Source organism: Clostridium sp. TF11-13AC (assembly GCF_003481065.1).
Lineage (GTDB): Bacteria > Bacillota > Clostridia > Lachnospirales > Lachnospiraceae > Otoolea > Otoolea fessa.
Window position 1 is genome coordinate 673,834 of the sequence record NZ_QUKJ01000001.1, and the last position, 24,615, is coordinate 698,448.

Below are 24,615 nucleotides of genomic sequence, written 5' to 3' on the forward strand. Positions count from 1 at the left end.
CTGCCACCTACTTTCCGCCGATCCGCACTCTCGGATCGATCACGCCATACAGAATATCAACTACCATGTTGCAGAATACCAGAAATGTGCCGTAAAACGCCGTCATGCCAAGGATCAGGGAGTAATCGTTGTTCTGCACACTCTCAACATAATATTTACCCATGCCGGGGATAGCAAACAGGGACTCGATAACGAATGTACCGGTCAGAACGGCTGCTACCGTCGGACCGAGGATCGTAACAACCGGCATGATCGCGTTCCGGATCTGATGCTTCCAGGTCACACGGAACTTGGAAATGCCCTTCGAGCGCGCCGTCTTGATGTAATCCTGCTGGACTACCTCCAGCATACTCGCACGCATGATACGCGAGACGGATGCCATCGTGTAGAATCCCAGTCCGATCGACGGCAGGATCGTGTAGGCGAAGCCCTTGTACTGCGCGATCGGGAACAGCCCCCATTTGACTGCAAAGAAATGCTGCAGCAGCGCGCCCATGATAAAGTCCGGGACACTTGTACCAAATACAGCTACAATCACAAAGATTAAATCAATTTTATTGCCACGGTTTAATGCAGAAATAATACCAAATACAAGACCAAAGGAAATCGCAAAACATAATGCGCGGATACCAAGGTCTGCCGAATACGGAAATGCGCCTGCTAACAGGTCATTGACGGTACGGCTCGGATATTTGGTAGAAAAACCGAAATTTCCATGAATCAGATTATTCAGATATGTCAGATACTGCTGGAGTAAAGGTTTATCGAATCCGTAGTAGGCACTTAAATTGGCCTTTGCGGTTGCTGACATTTTCGGATCATTGAACGGTCCGCCCGGCATCAGCCTTGCCAGGAAAAATACAACGGATACGAGAACAAACACAGTCACAATGGATATTCCCACCCGCTTCAGTATATATTTTTTCATAGGTTCACGCTCCTTTAACTACGGGAACATCCCAAATCCGGTTGTTCCGGCCGCCGGTTACGGCTCATTCATCCGCCAGGCAGCCACCGGATATGTACTGCGCTTCAGAAATCCAGCCGCTTTGCCGGATCCTGAAGCGCAGGTGCTTCAATCATCTTCTAAGGTTTTTCAATATGTTTTGGATAGATGATGGATTAGTTTGTGATGTCCACATACATATAGTCATAGTTCAGTCCAACAAAGTATGCGCCCAGATTCTGTACACGGTCAGATACCATATACGGAACCTCTCTTAACTGAAGCGCTACCAGTGCGCCGTCTTCCAGGAGTGTCTTCTCTGCATTGAACAGATTGTCCATACGCTCTTTACCGGAAGTTGTCTTGGAAGCGTCGATGTACTTATCGTATTCATCACTGTGGTAATTTAAGTAGTTGTAGCCGGAGGTGCTGTACCAGAGCTCCAGGTAGCTGTACGGGTCAGAGTAATCCGGTGCCCAGCCGCTCATGATGATATCGTACTCATCACTGTCCGGAACCAGGAGTGCGTTTTTCGTTGCGTACGGAACCATGTTGATATCTACGTTGATACCCAGGTTGTTCTTCCACTGGTTTGCAACAACCTCTGCCTCTTTCTTCGCTGTGTCAGAATCGGATACAACCAGTTTCAGGGAAATATCAGAAGCACTGGAAAGACCTAATTCAGATAATGCCGTATCCAGATACTCTTTTGCCTTATCCATATCACCCTGAAGCGGGAATGCCTCTAACGGATACTCGGTGCCGTACTCGCCGTCCACGCCGCGAACCTGCGGAAGCACATATCTCTGGTTAGCCTGATATAAACCATTGTGGGTCAGAAGAATGTATTCTTCACGGTTGACTGCGTAGTTCATCGCCAGACGCAGGTTCTTGTTTGCCAGATATTTATTCCGGTGATTCAGTGCCGCATAATCGTCTGCGCCGTTGTAGTAGGACTGTGTCTTGCCCTCATACTGCGCTGCCAGCTCGGTTGGAACCTCTGCCAGATCCAGCTCGCCTGCATCGAACATCGAAACAGCGGTAGTCTGATCGGCTACGGTCAGAATCTCAACGCCGTCCAGACTGATCTTTTCATTGTCATAGTAATCCGGGTTCTTCGTCAGTTCTACCTTGCCGTTACTGTATTCACTTACAACGAACGGTCCATTGTAAACCTGTTTGTCGGCACTTCCGCCGAACTCATTGCCATATTTCTCAACCAGGTCTTCACGTACCGGCATGAATGCACTCATGCTTGTCATGCTGACAAAGTAATCAGCCGGATTCTCAAGCGTAATCTCCAGGGTAAAGTCATCCAGTGCCTTGACTCCCAGTTCATCCACCGGAAGTTCACCCTCACTGACCTTGGCGCCGTTCTTTAAAACAGCACCCAGATAGCTGGCAGGGCAGGCTGCTGCCGGATCGCAGAGACGCTTCATACCGTACTCATAATCCTTAGCCGTAACAGTCTGTCCATCACTCCACTTTGTATCCTGACGGAGTTTGAAAGTATATACGAGACCATCATCGCTGACTTCATAGCTCTCAGCGGTTGCCGGCTGAAGCTCACCCTGTACATTGCGGTACAGACCATCATAGATATGATAGGAGACGGTCGCGTCTGCTACAGAGTTTGTCTTATCAGGGTCAATCGTCGCGATATCCGCCGTGTTGGAATAACGGAAAATCTTTTCGCCCGCTGCTGCGCTCTGGGAACTGTCACTTCCCGATTCCGCTGCCTTCGTATCATCCACCGAAGCGCTCGGAGTGGAACAGCCCGCTACACTCGCTGTCATCAGTGCAGCTAATCCCAGTGCAAGTAGTTTGTTTTTTCTCATAATATTCCTCCTTGTCCTTTTTTATTAAAGCTCAATCAGTTCCTTTGTGGCGCTGATCAGGTTTTCATTGCCTGTCTCCGTGATGAGAAGCTGATCTTCAATGCGGATACCGCCCCATCCTGGAATATAGATACCCGGTTCCACGGTCATGACATTATTGGCATGCACGATATTTTTAGAAACAGGGCTCATAAATGGAATCTCATGGACAAACATGCCGACGCCGTGTCCGATTCCTGTGTAGTGATATGGAAAATACTCGGTCCCCTCGATGATCTTCGTGGATTCATAATATGCATCCGATGCCGAAACACCGTCTTTTAAGAATCCTTCCACCGCGGCGACCATCTGCTGCTCAATCCTGTATACTTCCTTCTGCTTCGGCGTTGCGCGTCCGACTACCAGAGTACGCGTCATATCAGATAAATAACCGTGATACTGGCATCCATAATCCATCAGGACCAGATCGCCGTACTCAATCGCTTTCTGGGACGGGATTCCATGAAGCAGGGATGTTCTCGCACCGGAGATGAGGATATTGCCATATGGCTGTGTATCCGCGCCCTCCAGAACCATATAGAGGCTTAAACGCGCCGCCAGCTCTTTCTCGGTAATGCCGACCCGGATATCCTTCTGAATCTTCTCATATGCCCTTGAAGCAATGTCACAGGAGATACGCAGGCACTCAATCTCTTCCGGCTTCTTGATGGAGCGAAACTCCTCGATGATGCCGTCCGCCGGTACCAGCTCTGCTTTTACCTCCGACTGGAGGTTCTGGTACTGTTCAACGGTCAGGTGGGCTGCTTCAAAGCCGATCGTCTTTGCCCCAACCTTTTCCGCCGCGTAGGCAAGTGCCTTTCCGATGGAGCCGTAGGTGTCTCTCCAGTTCAAAATCGTGTAATCCGGGCATTCATAGGAAACCTGCTCGGTGTAGCGCGGATCTGTCAGAAAGAATTTTTCCTGCTCCGTGATAAAAAGCCAGGAATCTTCGCCGGTATAATGGCTGACATACTTTACATTGACCGGACGGCTGATGAACATGCCATCCAGGTGCTCTTTCTGCATATACGCAAGTAACTGTTCCATTCTTACTCTCCTCCCATCACTGATTCTATTTCCTCTATCGTTCTGGGGATGGATGCTGTCAGATTCTCACAGCTATCCTCCGTTACCAGGCAGTTATCTTCGAGGCGGAAGCCGATGCCCCATTCCTCGCAGTAGATGCCGATATCCACGCAGAAAACCATACCCGGCTCTACAATATCCACATCAACCAGATCGTGTGTGTCCCAGCCAACATGGTGGGCGCCGCCGTGCCAGATATATCTGCCGACGTCCTCATACCGGTCACATAAGCCGATCGCTTTGAGCTGTTCGAAATTGTATTCCCTCGCCAGCCGGTCCACATCTGCCATCTTCATTCCCGGCCGGATGATGGAGAACATGTGCTGCGAGGTCCGGTATGCACATGTGTAAAGAAGTCGCTGCCGTTCGGAAAACTTTCCGTTGCACGGCCAGCCGCGCGATACATCATTGAAGAGATGGTCGTACTGGGCGCCTACGTCGTTGAGAATCATATCGCCGTCCTTCGCCTGCCCTGTGTACTCATAGTAGTGAATACAGAAATTATTGGCTCCCGCGGAAATGATACTCGGAAATGCCGGTGCCAGGCATCCGTGCTGCGCCAGTGCGTAGTCAAATTCGGCTTTATACTGGTATTCGTACATTCCCGGCTTCGATGCCTTCATCATCGCCAGAATGCCGTCCCTCGTAATCTTGACCGCCTCCCGCATCGCCTCGATCTCACATGGCTGCTTGATGGTGCGCTGGCGGCGTATCTGACGGGAAATATCCGTGAGTATGGCTGCCGGGTACCACTTTCTAAGTCTCCGTGCCATCCGGATGCTCTCGGTATCTGCATCCTCCGGATCGTGCCGGTACAGATCCATCGCAATCCGCTCAAACCGTCCGCTCCGCATCAGAAGTTTCAGGCGGTTTTCCCACTCGCCGCTCGATGCAATCTGCGCGGCTCCGGATCGCGCCTTAGCCTCCTCCGGTGTGAACCGTTTCCCGGTCCACCGCTCGGCCAGCATATCCGGCGGAAGTATGTAAAGTGTTTCCTGTACCTCTTCTCCGTCCTTCTCTGCCATCAGGACTGTGTGTTCCTGTCCGATGCCGGTCAGATAGAGAAAACTCCGATCGGCATAAAACGGATAATTTTCATCGGCTGTTTTTCGGATGGAAGAACCGGAAAACAGGAGAAGCAGGGTGTGATCCGGAAGGCTGTCATACAGCCGCTGTCGGTTCCCCTGGTAAAATTCTGCATTCATAGTATTTTCCTTCCTGTCTTTTAAATGATTTCCGCATACTTTTGCATCTGTCTCACAAATAGATTCATCGGAATCTTTTGTCTTCCGACATGTGTCATTATACCGTATAAATCAAATTTTTACAATTATTTTTCAGTATATTTTGTGATTTTTTATCCAATACAAAAAGTTTCATATACATGATAGGAAATACTTACAATTTTGAAAAAATGCAAAAGCTTGTCTATTTTTTCCCAAAGGTGGTAATTGTAAAAGAAGCTTCTTCGCGCGAGCGTACATCCCATAGAGCGTTTTTTGTGCCATAGGGTGAAATTTCCTATGCACAAAAAGAGACCATCCAATTCTCCTTTTTCAGATGAATCGGACAGTCTCCTGTCTCCGCCCTGCACTGACAGCTGCGGTTTCGTTCATTTTGAATCTCTTATAAAGATACTACAACACTTTCTTTCGCGCACTCTGGAAGATCGGCTGCATTCATGGATATACTTAAAACGAATTTTACATGATATTTCTCACTGATGATCTCCAGCGTCTTGTAGGTCTCTTCAATATCCGCTCCCTCGAGGCAGGCAAGTTTCAGGAAGCTGTCAAGATACATCTGCTCCAGATCGTGATCCTGGCAGATAATACCACAAATAAATCCGATAAATCCATCGCTGGTATCAATCGGATATTCCTGTACATTGATAAGGCGAATCTGGTTATTCAACTCATACATATGTTTGGAACTCTTATCCAGATAGACAACGGAACCTTTGGCTTCTTTGACAGCCGTGTTCGCCATATCGAGTAAATATTTAGTTTTTCCTTTTCCCTTTGCTCCTGCGATGATCTGAACCATAACAATCTCCTCCTTGAGTTTATTTAAGTTGTATGTAAAATCTTTTATTGTATAAATAATTATAGTATAAATTTATAAATATTGCAATCACTTATTTGAAATTTTAGTCAAAATTTCCGTCATATTGTCATAAAGTGACGGACGATTTGCAGATTTTAGCACAACCGATATATATTCCTTGCCATCGTCCCCATCGCTCGCCATGATCAGGCAGTAGCCAGCCGCCTGTGTGGTGCCGGTTTTGCCGCCTAAGACAGTCACTCCCTCCGGTGCCTCGCGGTCTCCCTTCAGATACCAGTTGCCAACCTTCCAGACCTGCTGTTTTGCGGCTCCATTTGCATCGGTATAATCAGCTGTATAAGACTGCGCGTTAATGATCTCACAAAACAGCGGCAGTTTAAGCGCCTCGTTGAAAATCAGATAGAGATCATATGCCGTTGTATAGTGGTCGGTGCTGTGCAGACCATTTGCATTGACAAAATGCGTGTGGGTCGCACCGAGTTCCTTCGCTTTCGCATTCATCTTCTCCACAAACGCATCCGTGCTTCCGGCGATATGATCCGCAATCGCATTGGCTGCATCGTTGCCGGACGGAATCATCAGTCCGTATAAGAGCTGCTCCAGCGTAAAGGTATCGCCCGGCTTGATGCCTGCCATCGAAGCGCCTGCCTCGCGGATCACGACATCGTCATTTGCCGTCACCGCATCGGAAAGATTGCCTTCCTCGATCGCGATGATCGCCGTCATTACCTTCGTGATGCTCGCCGGGTACATCTGGTCATAGATGTTCTTACCATATATAACGCTGGAGTCGGTCACATCAAACAATGCGCCCGCCTGCGCCGTCACCGCATCATCTGGAGCAATATCGCCGTCTGCAGATTCCGGTACGCAGAGAGAAGAGGCAAAAAAGGGCGCCAGCCCGGCACCTGCCGCTGGCGTCATCTGCGCTTCCCGTTCTTGAAATGAATATGCCTGTTCCAGACCGCGGGCACCACAGCCGGTCAGCATGCTGATACCGCAAAGCATCAGTGCGCCCGCAAGTCCGATTGTCTGTTTTCTCATTTGTACATCTCCCGCCATTCCATATCGCCGCGGTCAAGCGCCTTAACCAGAAGCTCTGCCGTCGCCAGGTTTGTCGCCATCGGGATATTGTGAATATCACAGAGGCGGACAACATCATTAACATCTGGCTCATGCGGCTTCGGCGCCAACGGATCGCGCAGGAAAATCAGCAGATCGATCTGATTGTGTTCGATCTGTGCGCCGAGCTGCTGGGAACCTCCCAGGTGCCCCGGCAGATATTTATGGAGGGTCAGATTCGTAACCTCCTCAATCAGGCGGCCTGTCGTTCCTGTCGCATAGAGTTCATGCTTGCTCAGGATGCCGCGATATGCGATACAGAAGTTCTGCATCAGTTTTTTCTTCGCATCATGTGCGATTAACCCGATATACATCTATACCTGCCTCCTTAATGATTCCTATTTTTCATAACCATAAAATTCAATTTCCATGCAGCTTCACAGTCCATGCATGTACTTACTGAACGGTTACGTTATTTCGTTGCAATCCAACATTGAGAACAACTCCCATTCCGATAAACATACTGAGCAGCGAACTAAGTCCGGAGCTTATGAAAGGAAGCGGAAGACCCGTGTTCGGGAAGATTCCCGTGGCTACCGCAATGTTGGCAAAACTCTGGAACGCCAGAAGCGCCGCCATGCCCGATGCAATCAGACGTCCAGCTGTGTCCTTCGCGCGCGCTGCAATCCAGAGGCACTCATACACCAGCAGCGCATAGAGGGCAATGACCGCCACGCCGCCGACAAACCCAAGCTCCTCTCCGATAACAGCGAAGATAAAGTCCGTCTGTTCCTCCGAGAGGAAATTTCCATTCTTGACGGAGCTTAATGTGTTGTTAAAAAGCCCCTTGCCGCGCAGCTGCCCGGAGCCGATCGCCATCATGGAGTTATCCTGCTGACGGTTCAGATCCGTAAATTCACTGCTGCTGTGGAAAATCTTTCCCATGATACGCTGTGCCTGGTATTTCTGGAGAAACGGGATGAATCCCTGCAGCGACAGATAGATAAGCGCCGCAAATCCAGGTACCCCGACCGCCACCGCACCGGCAATCCATTTGTAACTGATACCGGCTACATAAACCATGCACAGAATCATGAAGCAGATGACGATGGTGGTGGAAAGGTTCGGCTGTAAATATACCATGCCGACCGGAAGGACACAGATAAGCGCCGTCATCCCCAATGTCTTTGGCTCATTGATTTTATCCCGGTTTCTGGAAAGAAAATTCGCCAGGATGAGGATCAGACCGATCTTTACAAACTCGGACGGCTGGATCTGAATCCCGCCGATCCGCAGCCAGCGGGTCGCGCCCTTGGTGGTACGTCCAAACAAAAGAACTGCCGCCAGCATTCCGGCACAGACCACATAGATAAGCGTGGTAAATCGGAAATACTGATGGTAATCAATCAAAGACAGAACCAGACAGATAATCAGGGATACAACCACTCCGATAATCTGTTTTATCACAGAGGAACGGTCCTGATTGCTGGCGCTCCCGACAACCAAAATGCCGAGAACACTCAGCAGAATCATATAAATGAGGGCTCGAAAGTTGTAATTTCTAAATTGGTAATCGAATATCATGCTGTAAATGGCTCCTTAAAGTAAGAACCGGTACCGACGCACAGACCGCCGGGAATACCTCCGCCGGCTGTTCTGAGGATGTCCTCAGAATCCGGAGTGTCACATCCCCCGGATCAATCTCCAGATAACGTGACACGCTCCTCAGGAAATCTGCGCGAATCAGATCCAGAAGTTCCGGCGAACAACCCGCCCGATCGGCAGTCAGAAGGTGTTTTAAACGCTTTCTGGCTATCTCGCCGGAATTCTTTTTCGTAAACAGTTCTGCAATCAGAATCATAGCGTCCCCTCCTATGCACGTTTGAGGAAGCCGGATATCCGGGACCAGAAGCCCGGAGACGCATCAAGCTGTATAAATGGTACCGATTCTCCAAGTATTCGTTTGCATATGTTTAAATATGCCTGCCCGGCATATCCATTCATGCCGACCAGCGGTTCGCCCTGATTCGTGGATATAACGATATCCTCATCGTCCGGGACTGTGCCAATCACAGGGACAGACAGAATATCCATCACATCATCCACCGACATCATATCGCCCCGGCGCACCATATCGCTCCGGATCCGGTTGATGATCAGGTCCATACGCCCGACCCCGGATGCTTCTAAAAGTCCGATGATCCGGTCAGCATCCCTTATCGCGGATACCTCCGGTGTCGTGACAATCAGCGCCCGGTCCGCCCCGGCGATCGCATTGCGAAAGCCCTGCTCAATCCCGGCGGGACAGTCAAGCAGTATGTAATCAAACTCTTCTCTTAAGTCTTCTACTAATTTTATCATCTGCCCCGGACTCACGGACGACTTGTCCCGCGTCTGGGCGGAAGGTAATAAGAACAGGTCAGGATATCTTTTGTCTCGAATCAGCGCCTGCTTCATCCGGCAGTTTCCCTCGATCACATCGACCAGATTGTAGATAATCCGGTTTTCCAGTCCCATGACGACATCCAGGTTTCTCAGACCGATATCGGTGTCGATGAGAACCACCCGTTTGCCAAGCATGGCAAGCCCGGTGCCGACGTTCGCTGAGGTTGTCGTTTTGCCGACGCCTCCTTTTCCGGAAGTAATAACGATAACTTCGCTCATAGGAACATCCTCCTGTATTCTGTTTTACCATTTTATTCTACTCTAAAAAGTAGAATAATTCCAGTCTTAAATCCATTAAATACGCTAAATAAAATGAAAATAATCTAAAAAACTTTTTTTGACCGATTCTACGTCAATGTTTCCACCGGATACCGATGCAATCATCGGTCCGCGCCCCATCTTTTTACCCTGGCTGCGTGTTTTGGCTGTCAGATCAGCAATCCGAAGGTGCATCGGCGACATCTCCAGCGCGGTGATCACCGCGTCCTCACTTCCCGCCGCCCCAGCATGGGCGGAACCCGCCAGCGTGCCGAGGACGACGATATTGCCCCGTGCGCTGACACGCGCGCCGCGCTCCACATCCCCGATGATCACGATGCTCGCATCGGATTCCAGCAGATCGCCCCGGGATAAATTACCCTTATAAAATTGTCCCGTCCGGGCAGTCAGCTCCATCAGCCGCTCGGTCAGCGCCTTTTCACAGCGGGCGATGCGGTTAGCGTCAGTATCCAGCAGACAGAGAATCTCTATCTGGGAATTGGCGGTAATCGCATCCGTCACCTGCAGTTCCTCGATTGGGGTCAGTTCTCTCCCCTCCAGGGTCAGCGTCATCTGGGCGGATCCCCAGAATTTTTCACTTTCTTTAAACTTTTTCCCTACATCCTCCAGTAACTGTTCAAAGGGGGTGTCCGGATTCAGAATTACCGTCATACCGGACTTACATCCCTTTATTACTACGGAACTTTTCATAGTTCCATCACCTCTTAATCTCCATTGATTCGTTCATTGGACGCATCCAATGCTCCTGAATTCAGGATATCATCCAGACTCGCATAGCCATAGAAGTAACGATATACGTGTTTTGCCACCATCGCCGCATTCGAAGAAGAATATCCATTCGGGATACTGACCGTCACCGAAATTTCCGGATTCTCATACGGTGCAAACGAAATAAAGAACGCGTGGTTGCCCCGTTTCTGGGACTCCTGCGCCGTACCGGTCTTACCGGCCACGTGTACGTCCAGACCATCAAACACACGCTTGGTCGAACTGTTGGTAACTACCTGGCGCATACCTTGTTGGACTGCATCCCAGGTGCTTGTCTGGAAATCAAGGGTTGACGCCACAGCCGGCGAATAATCCTTGACCAGATTACCCTGGGAATCCGTCTCCTTATCAATCAAGCTCAGATCATAGACCGTGCCGCGGTTGGCAAGCGCCGTCACATAGCGGGCAAGCTGCACGCTCGCAAACTGGTGCGTACCCTGTCCCATACTGGAACGCTCCGGATCGGTATCACTGATAGACGGCGTCGCCTCCGAGATTTCAATGCCCGAAGTCCGGTCCAAACCGAACATGGTCGCGTATTTTTTCAGCGTCTCCAGACCTTTCTCCGGTTTGTAGCTTCCATCTGCCTCTGTGGACAGGCGGTGCGCCACCTCCGAGAAGAAATAGTTACAGGAATTTTCGATGCCTCCCACGACATTTAACGGTCCGTGGAAGCCCGGATATTTCCAGCATCGGATCGGATTGCTGACTTCCTCATAAATACCGGTACAGTTAATCATATCAGAAAGCGTGATTGCCCCCTCTTCCAGACCTGCAATCGCCGTGATCGGCTTGAAGGTGGAGCCTGGTGCTTTCAGTGTCTGCGTCGCATTGTTTCGCAGCGGCAGCGACTGATCGGCATTTAGCTGGGCAAAATAGGTGCTGTCCGAAATCCGGTTGTTGTCATAGCTTGGATACGATACCAGTGCCAGCACCTCGCCAGTCTTCGCACTCGTCACGACACAGCTCGCCGTACACGGGTCAAGTGCCAGCTGCGCCGGTGTGATCTCAATATTGCGGATCTTATTCATCAGGAACTGGTACGCGTATTCTTCCCCGCTGACACGCAGCAGGTTGACCTCATTCTCATCGTATGCAAGCACATTCTGGGAATAGAGCGCCATGCAGAGCTCGCGCCCGGTCACAACATTGTTATTGATTAAATACTGATAAATCAGTTTCTCGAATGCCGGATCCTGTTCCAGATCGCGGAAACAGTCGTCCAGCAGTGCCGTGAAGACATCGTCCGCATTCGAATACCGGCTCTGGATGTCCAGCTTCGTCGTATCGATCCAGTTGTTGGCAATTCCATAATATAAGTATTCCCGCAGACTGATCGTACCGTTCTTCCACGCCTGATACATGTCACTGGACGTATCGATCGCATCACGCTGGACAATCGCCTTGTTGCTGGAAGAAAGATACGAATAGATATATTGCATATATGCCTGCATTTCCTCTGAAAGCGCGTTCATCGGCGTTGCATTTTCAGACTGCAGTTCGCCCCGCAGTTCCTGTTCAATCCGCACGCGTGAGCTCTCGTACTTCTGATAAATCTGCTGTTCCACATCGGATGCCTCTTCGGAAGCGAAATTGTCAATCGAGAGGACGTTGTTGTTGATCAGCTGGAAGTATGCCTTCTTGATCGGTATCTTAATACTGGAAGAATCGATATAAGCGATATCTTTCTCATCCTGGTTGACAATCGTCTTTAACAAGACGCCCGCCAGCTGCTTCTCCAGAATGTGGTAAATACCCTTCTGAAGGTTCAGATCGAGGGTCAGCCAGATATCGTTGCCTGCCACCGGTGCGACTTCCCCGGTCACGCTTAGGATTCTTCCGACGTTATCTACATATGCCGTCTGGGAACCTTTCTTACCCTTTAATTCCAGCTCCATCGAGGATTCGATGCCGGTACGGCCTACTACATCATTTAACTCATAGTCATCGTTGACCGCCTTTAACTCCTCCAGACGTTCGCTCGTTACTTTTCCCGTATATCCAATGATCGGCGCAAAGTAGAGGCTTTCATTGTACACACGGATCGTCGATTCCTGTATATTGACGCCCACCAGATCGGCTGCGTGCTCTAAAATGTCTGCAACGGTCTCATCGCTGATATCCGTCGCGATCGTTGTCGATTCGTACTTCTGGAACGCGGTAAAACGCATCGTGTAGCGGATACCGACGATCTGCAGCGCCACCTCATCCGAAACATCGATCGGATTGCCGTCTTTGTCAAGCGGGCGCCCGTCCCGGTTCTTATCGTCACCGAGTGTCAGGTGGTACTCCTTTTTCATCCGCTCCAGCAGATCCGGCGCTGAAATGTCGGACGGGTATTTTCCATCTGAATCGTCCATCTCATCCACATTTTTAAGACCATAATAATCACGCAGGAATCGCTTGCGTCCGGACTGTGTCTCGGAGGTATACACGACATTTCCATCGTGATCGAGCGTAAGCTCTAAACTGGTCTGTGCGCTCTCACCGTGTTTATTCAAGATCGATACCAGATCGTAGAGCATCGTGTTCCACTGTGCATCCGTCTTGTACGCACCGGTATCCTGTATGGTAACGTCGTATGCCAGTTCGTTGTACGCCAGCACATTGCCGTTCCGATCGTAGATATTACCCCGCGTGCTGGCAGTCTTTATGACTTTTTCCGTCATCGCTGTATATGCATCCTGATACTCTTCGCCCTTGATGATCTGCAGGTTGAACAACCGCATCACCAATGCGGACGACATCAGGCAGAACACAACCGCCAGGACAAAAAGCCGGGAGGTAATCACTTTTTTGAACCATTCTCGCAGATATTCTTTCAGGTCATCAAACAATGTTCGAATCTCTCCTTTGTTCCCATTCTTTCAGTTTCCGGTTGATAAAAAGGAAAAACCGGTATACGACAAGCGTCGTAACCGTGGTAAATATGATCTCCGGGATAATGATGGAGACCAGATAATGCCCAAAATTCAGACGATTCCGTATCAGGAACCGGAATACATAGATGTACAGGTTATAGATTAAATCACTTGCCAGGCTCAAAAGCAGCGGCAGCGTGATGTAGTCTTCATAATAATACTTGTTGCAGATTCCACTGACATACCCCAGATTGATGAAAAACAGTGTATAAAAGCCAAATGGTCCACTGTAAAACAGATCCATAAAAAGACCTGCCACCAGCCCGTAGAACATCCCCCGCTCGCGCCCCTCAATGAAGCTGCACACAAACACCACAATCAGCAGCAGGTTCGGAGCCGAAGATAAGAAGGCGATCTGTGGGAACACGCAGATCTGGATCGTGAATGCCAGAATCAGCATGACAAGGTTAATCAGCAGCTTCCGCATTATTGTCGCCTCCATCCCCATTTTTCAGCTGGGTGATTACCAGTACCTCCTGCAGGTTATCAAAATCTGCAACCGGAATGATTGTACCGGATTTGGTTACGTTGTTGGCATCGGTCGTCAGCCCGGAGGCATAACCGATGAGAATGCCCGGCAGGAAAATATCACTGATGTTGGAGGTCACGATCTTGTCGCCCTCCTGGATATCTGCCTCTTTCTTGATATGGTCAAGTCCCAGCCGTCCATCCTGGTAAAGCGTCAGGTTGCCGGATACATTACAGGTATCGCCGGTCCGCAGGGACATGCCGCTGACGTTGCTGTCATCATCGATGATCGCGCGGACAGTTGCATAGTTTGCCCCGACATCGGTTACAATACCGACCAGTCCGCCGCCTGCCATGACATTCATATCTTCCTGGATGCCATCGTCCGCTCCCTTGTCGATCCGGAATACCTGAAACCAGTTTCCAGAGTCCTTTGCAATGACGCGGGCGGCTATTTTTTTATACTGCATATATTCCTGATCAAGCTGATACAGCTCTCTGAGACGGTCTAACTCGTAAAGCTCCGACTGCAAGCGGTTGTTCTCTTCCACCATCTGATCTAGACGCATCTGGAGATTTTTGTTCTCCTCCTGCGCCTCCCGCAGGGAGGAAAAATTTTCAAGCGCATTGTAGAGACCTGTGCCGATCGCGTTGACACCTGACTGCAGCGGTACCAGAACAAAACCGACACCCGTCCGAAGCGGCATCAGAAAGCTTGATTTGATAGACGTTGCTGTAATCAGCACAAGACAGAAGGCTGACATACCTGCCAGAATATACTTGCTGTTTTTCATAATGATAGTATTCCCCGTTCTTTGAAACTAAAATAGGCTTGTTCGCCGATAATCACATGATCCAAAAGCCGGATTCCCAGCATAGCGCCCGCCTCCTGAATCCGGACGGTCGTCCGCCGATCCTCCGCACTGGGGGTAGGATCCCCGCTCGGATGATTATGTACTAAAACGATGCTGGCTGCATGATAGCGCAGCGCCTCGATAAATATCTCCCTCGGAGATGCCGGAGAGTGATTGAAGGTTCCCCGAAACAGCAGGATATCCCGAATCAGCTTCTGCTTCGTATTGAGGATCATCAGGTGCATCTCTTCCTGCTCTTTGTGACGCATTTCCTCCATATAAAAAGCGGCGATCGCCTCCGGCGCCGTAAAAGCAGGCGCTTCTGAAAGCGTCAAGGTGCGCCAGATCCGCTGTGACAGTTCTCCCACACACAAAAGTTCGATTCCCTTGACTCTGCCGATTCCTTTCTGCTCCATCAGTTCTGGAAGAGTCAGATGCAAAAGCCCTAAAATCCCCGGCGGCTGCGCCTGCGCCAGAATCCGGGTTGCCAGAGAAAGTGCCGACTCCTGCCGGTTTCCGGTCCGGATAAGGATCGCTAAAAGCTCGGCGTCCGTCAGTGCCCCAACTCCCTCCCTCTCACATTTTTCGTAGGGGCGGTCTTTTTCAGGGATATCTTTCATGGTAAGACGCCATCCAGCGGCCGGTTCAGAACTTTTTACTGGTTTCTCTGTTTCTTTTTTCATTGATTGTCCTCCTGCGTGCCTCTCCTCTGCATACAGAAAGCCATTCCCACCAGGCGGGATTCTTTGATTAAATCAGACGATATGCGATCAGTGCAATGACAACGCCGATGATGCTCGCCATCGTCACCCGGATTGACAGACCAAACGTGATAACCAGGATTCCTAAATCAAGAACAACCGGGTCCATCAGACCGAAGGATTGTCCGTAATTCAGCCACGACAGTCCCTTGACGCCGGATGCCATATTTCCGATAAATCCACCTAACACAATCCCTGTCATCAGGAGCAGCAGAAGAATCCAGAAATTTTTTGCTCGATTCATGATACCGAATACCGTCCCTTTCTATAATCTTTATTATCTTAGCACAAACTGCCGGAATGTGTATAGACAGTCCGGCAGATTTTTTTTTAAAGTTTTCTTAAAATTAATTACAAAATCATTCAAAAAACGTCATTTCTAGTCGATTTTGAGCTGCTCAGGTTTTACTATGCCTGCATCCAGAAGCTTCTGCAGGGACATTAAAATGCCTAACTTCGCATGGTACCAGGTCAGTCCGCCCTGGAAGAATACGCTGTACGGCGGTTTGATCGGACCATCCGCGGAAAGCTCTATCGAGGATCCCTGGATAAAGGCACCTGCTGCCATAATAACCTGGGAATCATACCCCGGCATATCCCACGGTTCCGGCGATACATAGCTGTCAACCGGCGCCGCCGCCTGAATGCCCTGGCAGAACGCAATAACACCCTCCGGTTTTCCAAACGTGATCGCCTGAATGATATCATAGCGCGGTTCCGTGCTGTTCGGAACCACATCAAAGCCCAGGCGCTCATAGACGTTTGCCGCAAAGATAGCTCCCTTTAATGCGCCGGATACAACGGTCGGTGCCAGGAAAAGTCCCTGGAAGAAGGACTGGTTGACGCCAAGACTCGCGCCGACCTCCCGTCCGAGTCCCGGAGAACCAAGGCGGTACGCTGCATTTTCGATGCACTGTCTGGTTCCGGCGATATAGCCGCCGATCGGCGCCAGTCCGCCGCCCGGGTTTTTGATCAGGGAACCGACTACCATGTCCGCACCGAGATCGCTCGGTTCGATCCGCTCAACGAATTCGCCATAGCAGTTGTCTACCATACAGATCACTTCCGGTTTGATGGATTTAACAAATGCAATCAGTTCACCGATCTGCTCTGCCGAGAGGGTTGGACGGGATGCGTATCCCTTGGAACGCTGGATGGTTACCAGTTTTGTCTTCTCGTTGATCGCCGCGCGGATGCCGTCGTAATCGAAGGTTCCGTCCGGCAGCAGGTCAACCTGACGGTATGAAATGCCGTACTCCCGCAGGGAACCGTTGGACTCGCGGATGCCGATCACTTCCTCCAGAGTATCATACGGTTTTCCCACCGGCGAAAGCAGCTCGTCGCCCGGGCGCAGGTTTCCGGCTAATGCCGTGTAGAGCGCGTGCGTTCCGCACACGATCTGCGGGCGCACCAGCGCGTCCTCAGTGTGGAATACATCCGCATATACCTGTTCCAGCGTCTCACGTCCGAGGTCGTTGTAACCATATCCGGTTGTACCGGAAAAATGAATATCGCTGACGCGGTTTTTCTGCATCGCAGCGATTACCTTTAACTGATTGTACTCTGCATTGCCATCGATCTCTGTGAAACGGTCTTCCAGAGCCGCTTCGATTCTGGCTCCATATTCAAGCACTTCTTTCGAAATACCGAGGTCGCCATACATTTTCTCTAACTCCATGGTGGTTCCTTTCCTGTTGTCGGTTATTCGTAACTGTTCAGTACCTTCACAGTCACGCGCAAAAATCCATTAAAAATTGCCTACGGCAATGGGATTTTTGCCTGCTGACCCATGTTTTCGTACGGTCAGCGCAGTAAATGCGCAGACCTACTGAACAGTTACGGTTATTCTATAATTCTTTTTTTGTTTCTTTAACTTTTCTTGATTTTTACAACTTATAATTTAGAGTGTTCCATCCATCTTATGAATCACACTCCATAATACCCGCTTCCGCCGCTAATTCCTGCAGAATATGTTCCAGCACGCGTTCCCGGTCATTATCAAATTCCGGCAAATATAAGAAACGCACGTCGCGTTCCCGCCGGAACCAGGTAAGCTGACGTTTCGCAAAATGGCGCGTATCGCGTTTCAGGATATTGACCGCTGTCTCCAATGACATTTCGCCATTTAAATATGCCAGAATTTCTTTATATCCAAGTCCCTGCATCGCCACTGAATCACGGCGACAGCCCATCGCCTGCAGCTGCCTCACTTCCTCGACCAATCCCTCTTCCATCATCTCATCGATCCGCTTCTCGATCCGCTCATAGAGAACTGTCCGATCGGTATTTAATACATAATAGAAGAAATGGTACGGTGAAATCTTTGCCCGCTCCGCCTCATTGTGGGCAGAAATCTTCTCGCCCGTCTGCTCATAATATTCCAGCGCGCGGATCACACGTTTTACATTGTTTGCGTGGATCGCCTCCGCCGATTCTGGATCGACCGCCCGCAGACGCTCATGCAGGACTTCTGCCCCCTGTTCGGCTGCCAGGCGTTCCATCTCCTCCCGAAACTGCGTATTTTCGTCGATCTGGGTGAAATCAATATCATTGAGCAGTGCCTGAATATAAAAGCCGGTTCCACCTGCCACGATCGGAATTTTTCCGCGGCTGTAAATATCTTCCGCCGCCGCGCGGGCAAGCGCCTGAAACCGCACGACATTGAAATCCTCAGTCGGCTCTAAAATATCGATCAGATGGTGCGGCACACCGTCCATCTCTTCCAGGCGTATCTTTGCCGTACCGATATCCATGTGGCGGTACACCTGCATCGAATCCGCGCTGATGATCTCGCCGCCGATCCGCCTGGCAAGCTGAATGGACAGCGCCGTTTTTCCGACTGCTGTCGGTCCGGTCAGGACAATCAGGGGCTTTTTTTCAGCCGCTTGTTCCAGATTTCCCATAAGACTTTCTCTCCTTTTAATGGGTTATACAATCCGTTTGAATTTCTTCTCCAACTCATATTTGCTCATCGATATGATCGTTGGGCGTCCATGTGGGCACGCATACGGATTTTTGAGTTCCAGAAGCTCATCGATCAGCTTGTCCGCTTCGGCAAATGATAATGTGTGATTGCCCTTGACCGCCGCCTTACACGACATCGTCGCCACACGCTCATTGATGAGATCCGGGGTTCCGCTTCCATTGCCCTCCGCCAGATCGTCGATCATCTCCATCAGAAGCTCGCGTTTTGCGACGGAAAAGAGGTTCGCCGGAACGGCACGCACCGCGTACTCCTTGCCGCCAAACGGCTCAATCTCAAATCCGATCGAGGTAAAATGTTCCATATACTGCTCTAATTTGAGCTGCTCACTGCTGTTGAGACTCAAAATGATCGGCGGATCGATCATCTGGGAGGTGTACTCCCTCTTTTGAAGGGATGCCATCGTCCGCTCATAGAGGATTTTCTCATGCGCCGCATGCTGATCAATGATGTACAGATTATCATGATACTCCACCAGCCAGTATGTGTCAAACAGCTGTCCGATCAGGCGGTGGTTCGCACGCGCCGGTTTGGTCAGGAGTTTATCTTCAAACAGATCCATCTGACGGGGCTTTTCAGATGGGGCGGACTGGGTCGATCCCGTTGAAACAGATGCAGGAGATGCAGTTTGCCCCGCTGAAGCTGAGATGGATTCGCTGGAAGGCGCTGACGTGGTCGGCTCTGGCAGATCTGACTCTGTATTAATTGAAACATTTTCAACTCTGCCGGTTGTGTCGGTTCTTCCAAACACTTCATCGAACCGCCCCGTTCCTGACACAGCCACATTTGATCCGCTGCCGTTTTCAGCCCCATATCCCGGCATATCTTCCGAGACCGACATCATTTCTGCCTGCGACGCCCCCAGACGTTTCGTCTCAAACGGTTCCGGATGTTCCTCACGGATACGGACTGGTTTTAAGGACGGACGGCTGCCCTGGTTGCTTTCCATCTTTCTGGTTGGAAGCTCCGGCAGCACTCCCTTTTCCAGCCCCGGAATCTTCAGCTCTTTCTCTGCATTCTTCTCATTCTCCAGCGAAACCGCCGGAATCAGTTCCCGGTTAGCGAGTGCCATCGCGATCGTATGGTAGACCGTCCGGTAGATCTGTTCGCCGTCCCTGAAACGGATCTCCATCTTCGCCGGATGGACGTTGACGTCAATATACGACGGATCGATCGTAAATTGCAGCATCGTAAATGGATACTTGTGCTGCATCATGAACGGTTTATATGCGTCCTCGATCGCCTTTCCGATGATACTGCTCTTGATATAGCGTCCGTTGATGAAATAATTTTCATACGTGCGGTTGCCGCGCGCGATCAGTGGCTTACCGATGAAGCCGCCTACCCGGATCGGATCCGCTCCGGCATCCACCTCAATCAGGTTTGCCGTGATCTCGCGTCCAAAGACCGCATAAATTATATCTTTTAAATTATGATTTCCAGAGGTATGGAGACGGCTCTGGTTGTTATTGATGAAACGGATGGAGATTTCCGGATGCGACAGGGCAATCTTTTCGACTAAATCTGCCACATGGGACCCTTCTGTCGCCGGCGTCTTTAAAAACTTCCGGCGTACCGGTGTATTGTAGAACAGATCTCTGGCGATAAAGGTCGTACCTTCCGGCGCACCGACCTCCTCCAGTCCCAGTTCCTCGCCGCCCTCGATGCGGTAACGGGAACCGCTGATCGAATCGTTTGTTTTCGTGATCAGTTCCACCTTCGCCACCGACGCGATCGACGCCAGCGCCTCGCCGCGGAACCCTAACGATGCCACCTGAAACAAATCCGACGCCGTCCGGATCTTGCTGGTCGCATGGCGCTTAAATGCCAGTGGGATCTCCTCGCGCACAATGCCGCTTCCGTTATCCGTCACCCGGATCGTCTGCAGACCGCCGCCCTGAATCTCCACCGTGATCGCCGTCGCCTTCGAATCGATCGCATTCTCCAAAAGCTCCTTGACAACCGACGCCGGCCGTTCAATGACCTCGCCGGCTGCAATCTGATTGATTGTATTGGAATCCAAGACCTGAATCGCAGCCATCTATCTCCTCCACATCCTTCCTAAACTCTTTTTTACTGGTGCATCCACCGGTTTTTCAGCTTCGCCTGCAGCTTATCTAATGTATTGAGCGCATCCAGCGGAGACATCCGGTTTACTTCCAGTTCCATGATCTCCTTGATGATATCGTCCTCATTGACCGTGTCAAAGATCGACATCTGCTGCAGATCTACCTCGTCCGGTTTTGCCACCTTTTTGCGCGTCTGGGTTCCCGGACCATTTTCTGCAATCTCCTTCGCACGCGCTGTAATGTCGGCATCGCTCAACTCTTCCACCAGTTCTTTTGCCCGATCGATGACCGGAGCCGGAACGCCTGCAAGCTTCGCCACCTGGATGCCGTAGCTCTTATCGGCGCCACCCTTCACGATTTTACGCAGGAAGACGATATCGTCGCCCTGTTCCTTGACCGCAATACAGTAGTTGTTGACGCCGCTTAAGGTTCCTTCCAGCTCTGTCAGTTCATGGTAATGTGTCGCAAACAGCGTCTTAGCACCCAGAATCTTCGTATTACTAATATACTCCACAACCGCCCAGGCGATCGAAAGACCGTCGAAGGTACTCGTACCGCGCCCGATCTCATCGAGAATCAGAAGGCTGTTTTTCGTCGCATTCCGCAGGATATTCGCAACCTCGGTCATCTCCACCATGAAGGTACTCTGACCAGATGCCAGATCATCCGAGGCGCCCACACGGGTAAAAATACGGTCGCAGAGACCGATATCCGCCTCATCCGCCGGGACGAAGCTTCCGATCTGCGCCATCAGCGTGATCAGCGCCGTCTGACGCATATAAGTCGACTTACCAGCCATGTTCGGACCGGTAATGATCGAAATCCGGTTCTTTCCGTTGTCTAAATATGTGTCATTGGCGACAAACATCTCGCCGCCCATCATGCGCTCTACGACCGGATGACGTCCGTTTTTGATGCGGATGATGCCCTTTTCGTTGATATGAGGTTTCACGTAATTGTAACGCGTCGCCACCACCGACAGAGACGCCAGCACATCCGTCATCGCGATCGCACGGGCGGTACTCTGAATCCGGTTTACCTCGCCCGCGATCTGGTCGCGCACCTGGCAGAACAGATCATATTCCAGAGAAACCAGCTTGTCCTCGGCGCCGAGAATGATATCTTCCAGCTCTTTCAGCCGGTCGGTCGTATAGCGCTCTGCGTTTGTCAGGGTCTGTTTACGGATGAAATAATCCGGCACCAGATCCTTAAAGGAATTAGTTACCTCAAAATAGTAGCCAAATACCTTATTGAACTTGACTTTCAGGTTTTTGATGCCTGTCTTTTCGCGCTCGCTCTGCTCTAACTGTGCCAGCCAGTCTTTTCCTTCCGTCTTTGCATGACGCAGACGGTCTGCCTCCTCATGGTAGCCTTCCTTGATGATGCCGCCCTCGCGCACCGTGATCGGCGGCTCTTCCACGATCGCCTTGTCAATCAGTTCCTTCAAATCTGCCAGCGGATCCAGAGCAGCTTCCAGGTTTTTAAGCAGCTCGCCTGAAAACTCCTTCAAAATCTGTTTGATATACGGAAGCATCGCCAGTGAATTGCCAAACGCGATGAGATCGCGCGGATTTGCCGTCCGGTAACTGATGCGTCCGATCAGACGTTCGAGATCGTAGATCGGATTCAGATATTCGCACAGCTCCTCGCGGCTGATATAGTTCATGTTCAGCTCTTCGATCGCATTCTGGCGGCGCAGGATCTCCTCCCGGCTGATGAGCGGCTGCTCCACAAGTGTCCGCAGCATACGGGCGCCCATCGCCGTTTTCGTCTTATCAAGCACCCAGAGAAGTGTGCCCCGCTTCTGCTTTTCCCGGAGCGTCTCAGTAAGCTCCAGGTTCCGGCGCGTGGACGTATCCAGCATCATAAACTGTCCAGTCGTATAGACAGTCAGGCGCGTCAGGTGTTCCAGTGTATTTTTCTGCGTCTCATACAGATACTGCAGGACAGCACCCGCCGCGATCGCGCCCGTCTCATAGTCTGCCAGTCCCAACGCTTCCAGGTGCTCTACATGAAAATGTTCCCGCAGGATTCTCCGGCAGGAATCATCAGAAAAGAACCGATTTTCAAGTGCTGAGATCACGGCGTTTAACCGTACTTTCAAGTCCTCTAAATCGATTCCTGACATGTAAAAAGCCTCGTTGCAGATAAGCTCCGACGGCGAAAATTTATAAATTTCATCTAACAGACTGCGCTCGTTGCGAACCTCCGTCACAAGATAGTCGCCCGTGCTGACATCAACCGTCGAAACGCCGAATACACCGTCTATGTATACAATTCCCATCAGGTAATTGTTTTTTGATTCCTCCAGAACCTGTGAATTTGTCAGGGTTCCCGGCGTCACCACCCGGATTACCTCCCGCTTCACAAGTCCCTTTGCCTGTTTCGGATCCTCCATCTGCTCTGCGATGGCGACCTTATATCCTTTCTGGACGAGACGGCTCAAATAACCCTCTACGGCATGATAAGGAACGCCGCACATAGGCGCGCGTTCCTCCAGTCCGCAGTCTTTTCCAGTCAGGGTAAGTTCCAGTTCTTTCGAAACAGTCTGGGCATCCTCAAAAAACATCTCATAGAAATCGCCAAGACGATAAAACAGAATACAATCCGGATACTGTTTTTTCGTCTCCAGATAATGAGTCATCATTGGTGAAAGTGCCACAATTTACCTCTCTTCATCGCGATCTGCCCGTTTTCCGGCACTTCACTCATCTGTATGCCAGACCAGACAGACCGCTGTCGTTTTATTTTAGTTGAATTTCGGATCCGTCGGATCCCAGGTCTGCTGATCGGAGATCGGTACCAGCTCCGGCTTATCAAATGGAGATGCTACATTGGCATCCTCGTATACCTGTACAGTCGTTCCCAGATGGCAGTTATCATATACCCACTTGGAGTTTCTACAGTTCAGGCGTACACAGCCTAAAGAACGGGAGACACCCAGACCATTATAGCCGACGGTCAGAAGGTTATTCTCATTCGGGGTTGCGTATGTAATCGAATGGAACAGGAATCCCTGTGTGATACGGGTTGCATACTGGGTGTAAGTATCATTTACCATCAGTCTCCAGCGATATTTCTCCGGTGTCTTGAAAGTTCCAATCGGTGTATCATCACCGACGGAGGTCAGCATCGCTTTCACTGGAATAATATATCCGTTATTGCCGTCTTTTGCATAAACCGTCAGGCAGTTCAGTGTCTTATTTACCTTCAGGAGATAATCGGACTGCTTGCCAATCAGGCTGTCTACGTCCTGAACCAGACGACCGCAGGAGTCAAAGTAGAACTTGTAACCATCGATATACTGCCAGCCGGTCTTTGCGTAGCCATTTTCAAAATAATAACGTACAAAGTCATCGGAAAGCCAGCCGTTATATACGCTTCCGTCCTCATTGAACATAACCGTTGCATTTTCTGCTACGCTCAGTCTGCTGGAAGCAGCTGATTTGTAGCGCGGTGCTGCACTCTGCGGACCTGCGCTTCCCTTCGGAACTAATACGACTTCAATCGAAAGGATCTTCTCGCCGATATCCACGGTACCAGCCACTTCGCCGTTCTTCGCATATCCCATCTTGCCCTGACCACTGGATGTAACGCTATAGTAAACATCGTACATCTTCTCAGCCTGACCGGAAAGCTGAATCTGGATCGCCTCTACCCAGCTTCCAGAACCAACCACACCGGTCTGGATGCCGTCATGGTACCACCACAGATAACCGCCTGTGTTGGTATATGCACGGTAGGACACGCCGCCGATCCCCTCAAAGTTTTTCAAATCCATCGCAAATGCAGAAATATCGCCTTCCGCATTATACAGATAATTGACGCCGACATGAAGTGCCGTGTTCTCATCCTGCTGCCCGGTTCCCTGGTTGAACTGCTCTGCCGATGTTGACGAACCGGTGTTTGGCATACCGACTGTACCGTTTGCAATGTCATCTGCCGGTCCTGCATATGCGACGGAAGCACTTCCTGCCAGCATGAAGGCTGACAGCAGAACCGTCAATCCTTTATAATGCTTTTTCATAA

21 protein-coding genes are annotated in these 24,615 nt (G+C 50.4%); all 21 read right to left on the reverse strand.

All coding sequences use genetic code 11. The features are described 5' to 3' along the window. Window positions 1–7: 7 nt before the first annotated feature. Window positions 8–928, reverse strand: a complete 921-nt coding sequence (locus DXD12_RS02955; protein WP_117795360.1) for an ABC transporter permease — start codon at window positions 926–928, stop codon at window positions 8–10. A 194-nt stretch (window positions 929–1,122) separates the two neighbouring features. Beyond that, window positions 1,123–2,784 carry a peptide ABC transporter substrate-binding protein gene (locus tag DXD12_RS02960; protein ID WP_118637315.1) on the reverse strand — a complete coding sequence of 554 codons (1,662 nt, stop codon included), beginning with the start codon at window positions 2,782–2,784 and terminating at the stop codon, window positions 1,123–1,125. Window positions 2,785–2,808: 24 nt separating this feature from the next. Next, window positions 2,809–3,870, reverse strand: coding sequence for a Xaa-Pro peptidase family protein (locus tag DXD12_RS02965; protein ID WP_118628847.1), 1,062 nt, complete (start codon window positions 3,868–3,870; stop codon window positions 2,809–2,811). Between the two features lie 2 nt (window positions 3,871–3,872). After that, the gene (locus DXD12_RS02970; protein ID WP_118628848.1) at window positions 3,873–5,114 is read right to left on the reverse strand and encodes a Xaa-Pro peptidase family protein; all 1,242 of its coding nucleotides are present in this window, start codon (window positions 5,112–5,114) and stop codon (window positions 3,873–3,875) included. A gap of 421 nt (window positions 5,115–5,535) precedes the next feature. After that, window positions 5,536–5,955 carry a twitching motility protein PilT gene (locus DXD12_RS02975; RefSeq protein ID WP_118637317.1) on the reverse strand — a complete coding sequence of 140 codons (420 nt, stop codon included), beginning with the start codon at window positions 5,953–5,955 and terminating at the stop codon, window positions 5,536–5,538. Between the two features lie 87 nt (window positions 5,956–6,042). Further along, window positions 6,043–7,020 carry a serine hydrolase gene (locus DXD12_RS02980; RefSeq protein ID WP_182426208.1) on the reverse strand — a complete coding sequence of 326 codons (978 nt, stop codon included), beginning with the start codon at window positions 7,018–7,020 and terminating at the stop codon, window positions 6,043–6,045. Next, window positions 7,017–7,412, reverse strand: a complete 396-nt coding sequence (locus DXD12_RS02985; protein ID WP_022359519.1) for a methylglyoxal synthase — start codon at window positions 7,410–7,412, stop codon at window positions 7,017–7,019. Before DXD12_RS02985 ends, DXD12_RS02980 begins: the two co-directional genes overlap by 4 nt. A gap of 82 nt (window positions 7,413–7,494) precedes the next feature. Beyond that, window positions 7,495–8,571, reverse strand: a complete 1,077-nt coding sequence (locus DXD12_RS02990; protein WP_338108838.1) for an FtsW/RodA/SpoVE family cell cycle protein — start codon at window positions 8,569–8,571, stop codon at window positions 7,495–7,497. A gap of 28 nt (window positions 8,572–8,599) precedes the next feature. Beyond that, window positions 8,600–8,899 carry a cell division topological specificity factor MinE gene (locus tag DXD12_RS02995; RefSeq protein ID WP_022359516.1) on the reverse strand — a complete coding sequence of 100 codons (300 nt, stop codon included), beginning with the start codon at window positions 8,897–8,899 and terminating at the stop codon, window positions 8,600–8,602. 11 nt (window positions 8,900–8,910) lie between these two features. Further along, window positions 8,911–9,702, reverse strand: coding sequence for a septum site-determining protein MinD (gene minD, locus DXD12_RS03000; RefSeq protein WP_022359515.1), 792 nt, complete (start codon window positions 9,700–9,702; stop codon window positions 8,911–8,913). An 84-nt stretch (window positions 9,703–9,786) separates the two neighbouring features. Beyond that, the gene (locus tag DXD12_RS03005; RefSeq protein ID WP_117795354.1) at window positions 9,787–10,452 is read right to left on the reverse strand and encodes a septum site-determining protein MinC; all 666 of its coding nucleotides are present in this window, start codon (window positions 10,450–10,452) and stop codon (window positions 9,787–9,789) included. A gap of 14 nt (window positions 10,453–10,466) precedes the next feature. Beyond that, window positions 10,467–13,367 (reverse strand): penicillin-binding transpeptidase domain-containing protein, encoded by a 2,901-nt coding sequence (locus DXD12_RS03010; RefSeq protein ID WP_118628849.1) that lies wholly within the window; start codon window positions 13,365–13,367, stop codon window positions 10,467–10,469. Then, window positions 13,360–13,878 carry a rod shape-determining protein MreD gene (mreD, locus tag DXD12_RS03015; RefSeq protein WP_022359512.1) on the reverse strand — a complete coding sequence of 173 codons (519 nt, stop codon included), beginning with the start codon at window positions 13,876–13,878 and terminating at the stop codon, window positions 13,360–13,362. Before mreD ends, DXD12_RS03010 begins: the two co-directional genes overlap by 8 nt. Further along, on the reverse strand, window positions 13,859–14,713 hold the full coding sequence (gene mreC / locus DXD12_RS03020) for a rod shape-determining protein MreC (RefSeq protein ID WP_106999850.1): 855 nt from the start codon (window positions 14,711–14,713) through the stop codon (window positions 13,859–13,861). The genes mreD and mreC overlap by 20 nt, the downstream gene beginning before the upstream one ends. Beyond that, window positions 14,710–15,456 (reverse strand): DNA repair protein RadC, encoded by a 747-nt coding sequence (gene radC / locus DXD12_RS03025; RefSeq protein ID WP_118628850.1) that lies wholly within the window; start codon window positions 15,454–15,456, stop codon window positions 14,710–14,712. Before radC ends, mreC begins: the two co-directional genes overlap by 4 nt. A 67-nt stretch (window positions 15,457–15,523) precedes the next feature. Further along, window positions 15,524–15,778, reverse strand: a complete 255-nt coding sequence (locus DXD12_RS03030) for a DUF4321 domain-containing protein (RefSeq protein ID WP_118628851.1) — start codon at window positions 15,776–15,778, stop codon at window positions 15,524–15,526. Between the two features lie 135 nt (window positions 15,779–15,913). Beyond that, window positions 15,914–17,212, reverse strand: coding sequence for a methionine gamma-lyase family protein (locus tag DXD12_RS03035; protein ID WP_117795348.1), 1,299 nt, complete (start codon window positions 17,210–17,212; stop codon window positions 15,914–15,916). Between the two features lie 241 nt (window positions 17,213–17,453). Beyond that, window positions 17,454–18,437: a tRNA (adenosine(37)-N6)-dimethylallyltransferase MiaA gene (gene miaA / locus DXD12_RS03040; RefSeq protein WP_106999846.1), complete on the reverse strand. Its 984-nt coding sequence runs from the start codon at window positions 18,435–18,437 to the stop codon at window positions 17,454–17,456. Between the two features lie 24 nt (window positions 18,438–18,461). Beyond that, on the reverse strand, window positions 18,462–20,558 hold the full coding sequence (gene mutL, locus DXD12_RS03045; protein ID WP_118628852.1) for a DNA mismatch repair endonuclease MutL: 2,097 nt from the start codon (window positions 20,556–20,558) through the stop codon (window positions 18,462–18,464). 32 nt (window positions 20,559–20,590) lie between these two features. Then, a complete protein-coding gene (gene mutS / locus DXD12_RS03050; RefSeq protein ID WP_106999844.1) occupies window positions 20,591–23,233 on the reverse strand; it encodes a DNA mismatch repair protein MutS in 2,643 nt (880 codons plus the stop codon). A gap of 102 nt (window positions 23,234–23,335) precedes the next feature. Further along, window positions 23,336–24,613 carry a L,D-transpeptidase family protein gene (locus tag DXD12_RS03055; protein ID WP_106999843.1) on the reverse strand — a complete coding sequence of 426 codons (1,278 nt, stop codon included), beginning with the start codon at window positions 24,611–24,613 and terminating at the stop codon, window positions 23,336–23,338. Window positions 24,614–24,615: the final 2 nt, after the last annotated feature.

Bases quoted from the DNA above. Each gene is read 5' to 3' on its own strand.
- minD (WP_022359515.1), bottom strand. From the start codon at position 9,702: ATGAGCGAAGTTATCGTTATTACTTCCGGAAAAGGAGGCGTCGGCAAA.
- DXD12_RS03005 (WP_117795354.1), bottom strand. From the start codon at position 10,452: ATGAAAAGTTCCGTAGTAATAAAGGGATGTAAGTCCGGTATGACGGTA.
- DXD12_RS03055 (WP_106999843.1), bottom strand. From the start codon at position 24,613: ATGAAAAAGCATTATAAAGGATTGACGGTTCTGCTGTCAGCCTTCATG.
- DXD12_RS02975 (WP_118637317.1), bottom strand. From the start codon at position 5,955: ATGGTTCAGATCATCGCAGGAGCAAAGGGAAAAGGAAAAACTAAATAT.
- DXD12_RS02955 (WP_117795360.1), bottom strand. From the start codon at position 928: ATGAAAAAATATATACTGAAGCGGGTGGGAATATCCATTGTGACTGTG.
- DXD12_RS02980 (WP_182426208.1), bottom strand. From the start codon at position 7,020: ATGAGAAAACAGACAATCGGACTTGCGGGCGCACTGATGCTTTGCGGT.
- miaA (WP_106999846.1), bottom strand. From the start codon at position 18,437: ATGGGAAATCTGGAACAAGCGGCTGAAAAAAAGCCCCTGATTGTCCTG.
- mreC (WP_106999850.1), bottom strand. From the start codon at position 14,713: ATGAAAAACAGCAAGTATATTCTGGCAGGTATGTCAGCCTTCTGTCTT.
- mutS (WP_106999844.1), bottom strand. From the start codon at position 23,233: ATGATGACTCATTATCTGGAGACGAAAAAACAGTATCCGGATTGTATT.
- DXD12_RS03030 (WP_118628851.1), bottom strand. From the start codon at position 15,778: ATGAATCGAGCAAAAAATTTCTGGATTCTTCTGCTGCTCCTGATGACA.
- mreD (WP_022359512.1), bottom strand. From the start codon at position 13,878: ATGCGGAAGCTGCTGATTAACCTTGTCATGCTGATTCTGGCATTCACG.
- DXD12_RS02985 (WP_022359519.1), bottom strand. From the start codon at position 7,412: ATGTATATCGGGTTAATCGCACATGATGCGAAGAAAAAACTGATGCAG.
- DXD12_RS02970 (WP_118628848.1), bottom strand. From the start codon at position 5,114: ATGAATGCAGAATTTTACCAGGGGAACCGACAGCGGCTGTATGACAGC.
- DXD12_RS03035 (WP_117795348.1), bottom strand. From the start codon at position 17,212: ATGGAGTTAGAGAAAATGTATGGCGACCTCGGTATTTCGAAAGAAGTG.
- DXD12_RS02960 (WP_118637315.1), bottom strand. From the start codon at position 2,784: ATGAGAAAAAACAAACTACTTGCACTGGGATTAGCTGCACTGATGACA.
- DXD12_RS02990 (WP_338108838.1), bottom strand. From the start codon at position 8,571: ATGATTCTGCTGAGTGTTCTCGGCATTTTGGTTGTCGGGAGCGCCAGC.
- mutL (WP_118628852.1), bottom strand. From the start codon at position 20,558: ATGGCTGCGATTCAGGTCTTGGATTCCAATACAATCAATCAGATTGCA.
- DXD12_RS02995 (WP_022359516.1), bottom strand. From the start codon at position 8,899: ATGATTCTGATTGCAGAACTGTTTACGAAAAAGAATTCCGGCGAGATA.
- radC (WP_118628850.1), bottom strand. From the start codon at position 15,456: ATGAAAAAAGAAACAGAGAAACCAGTAAAAAGTTCTGAACCGGCCGCT.
- DXD12_RS02965 (WP_118628847.1), bottom strand. From the start codon at position 3,870: ATGGAACAGTTACTTGCGTATATGCAGAAAGAGCACCTGGATGGCATG.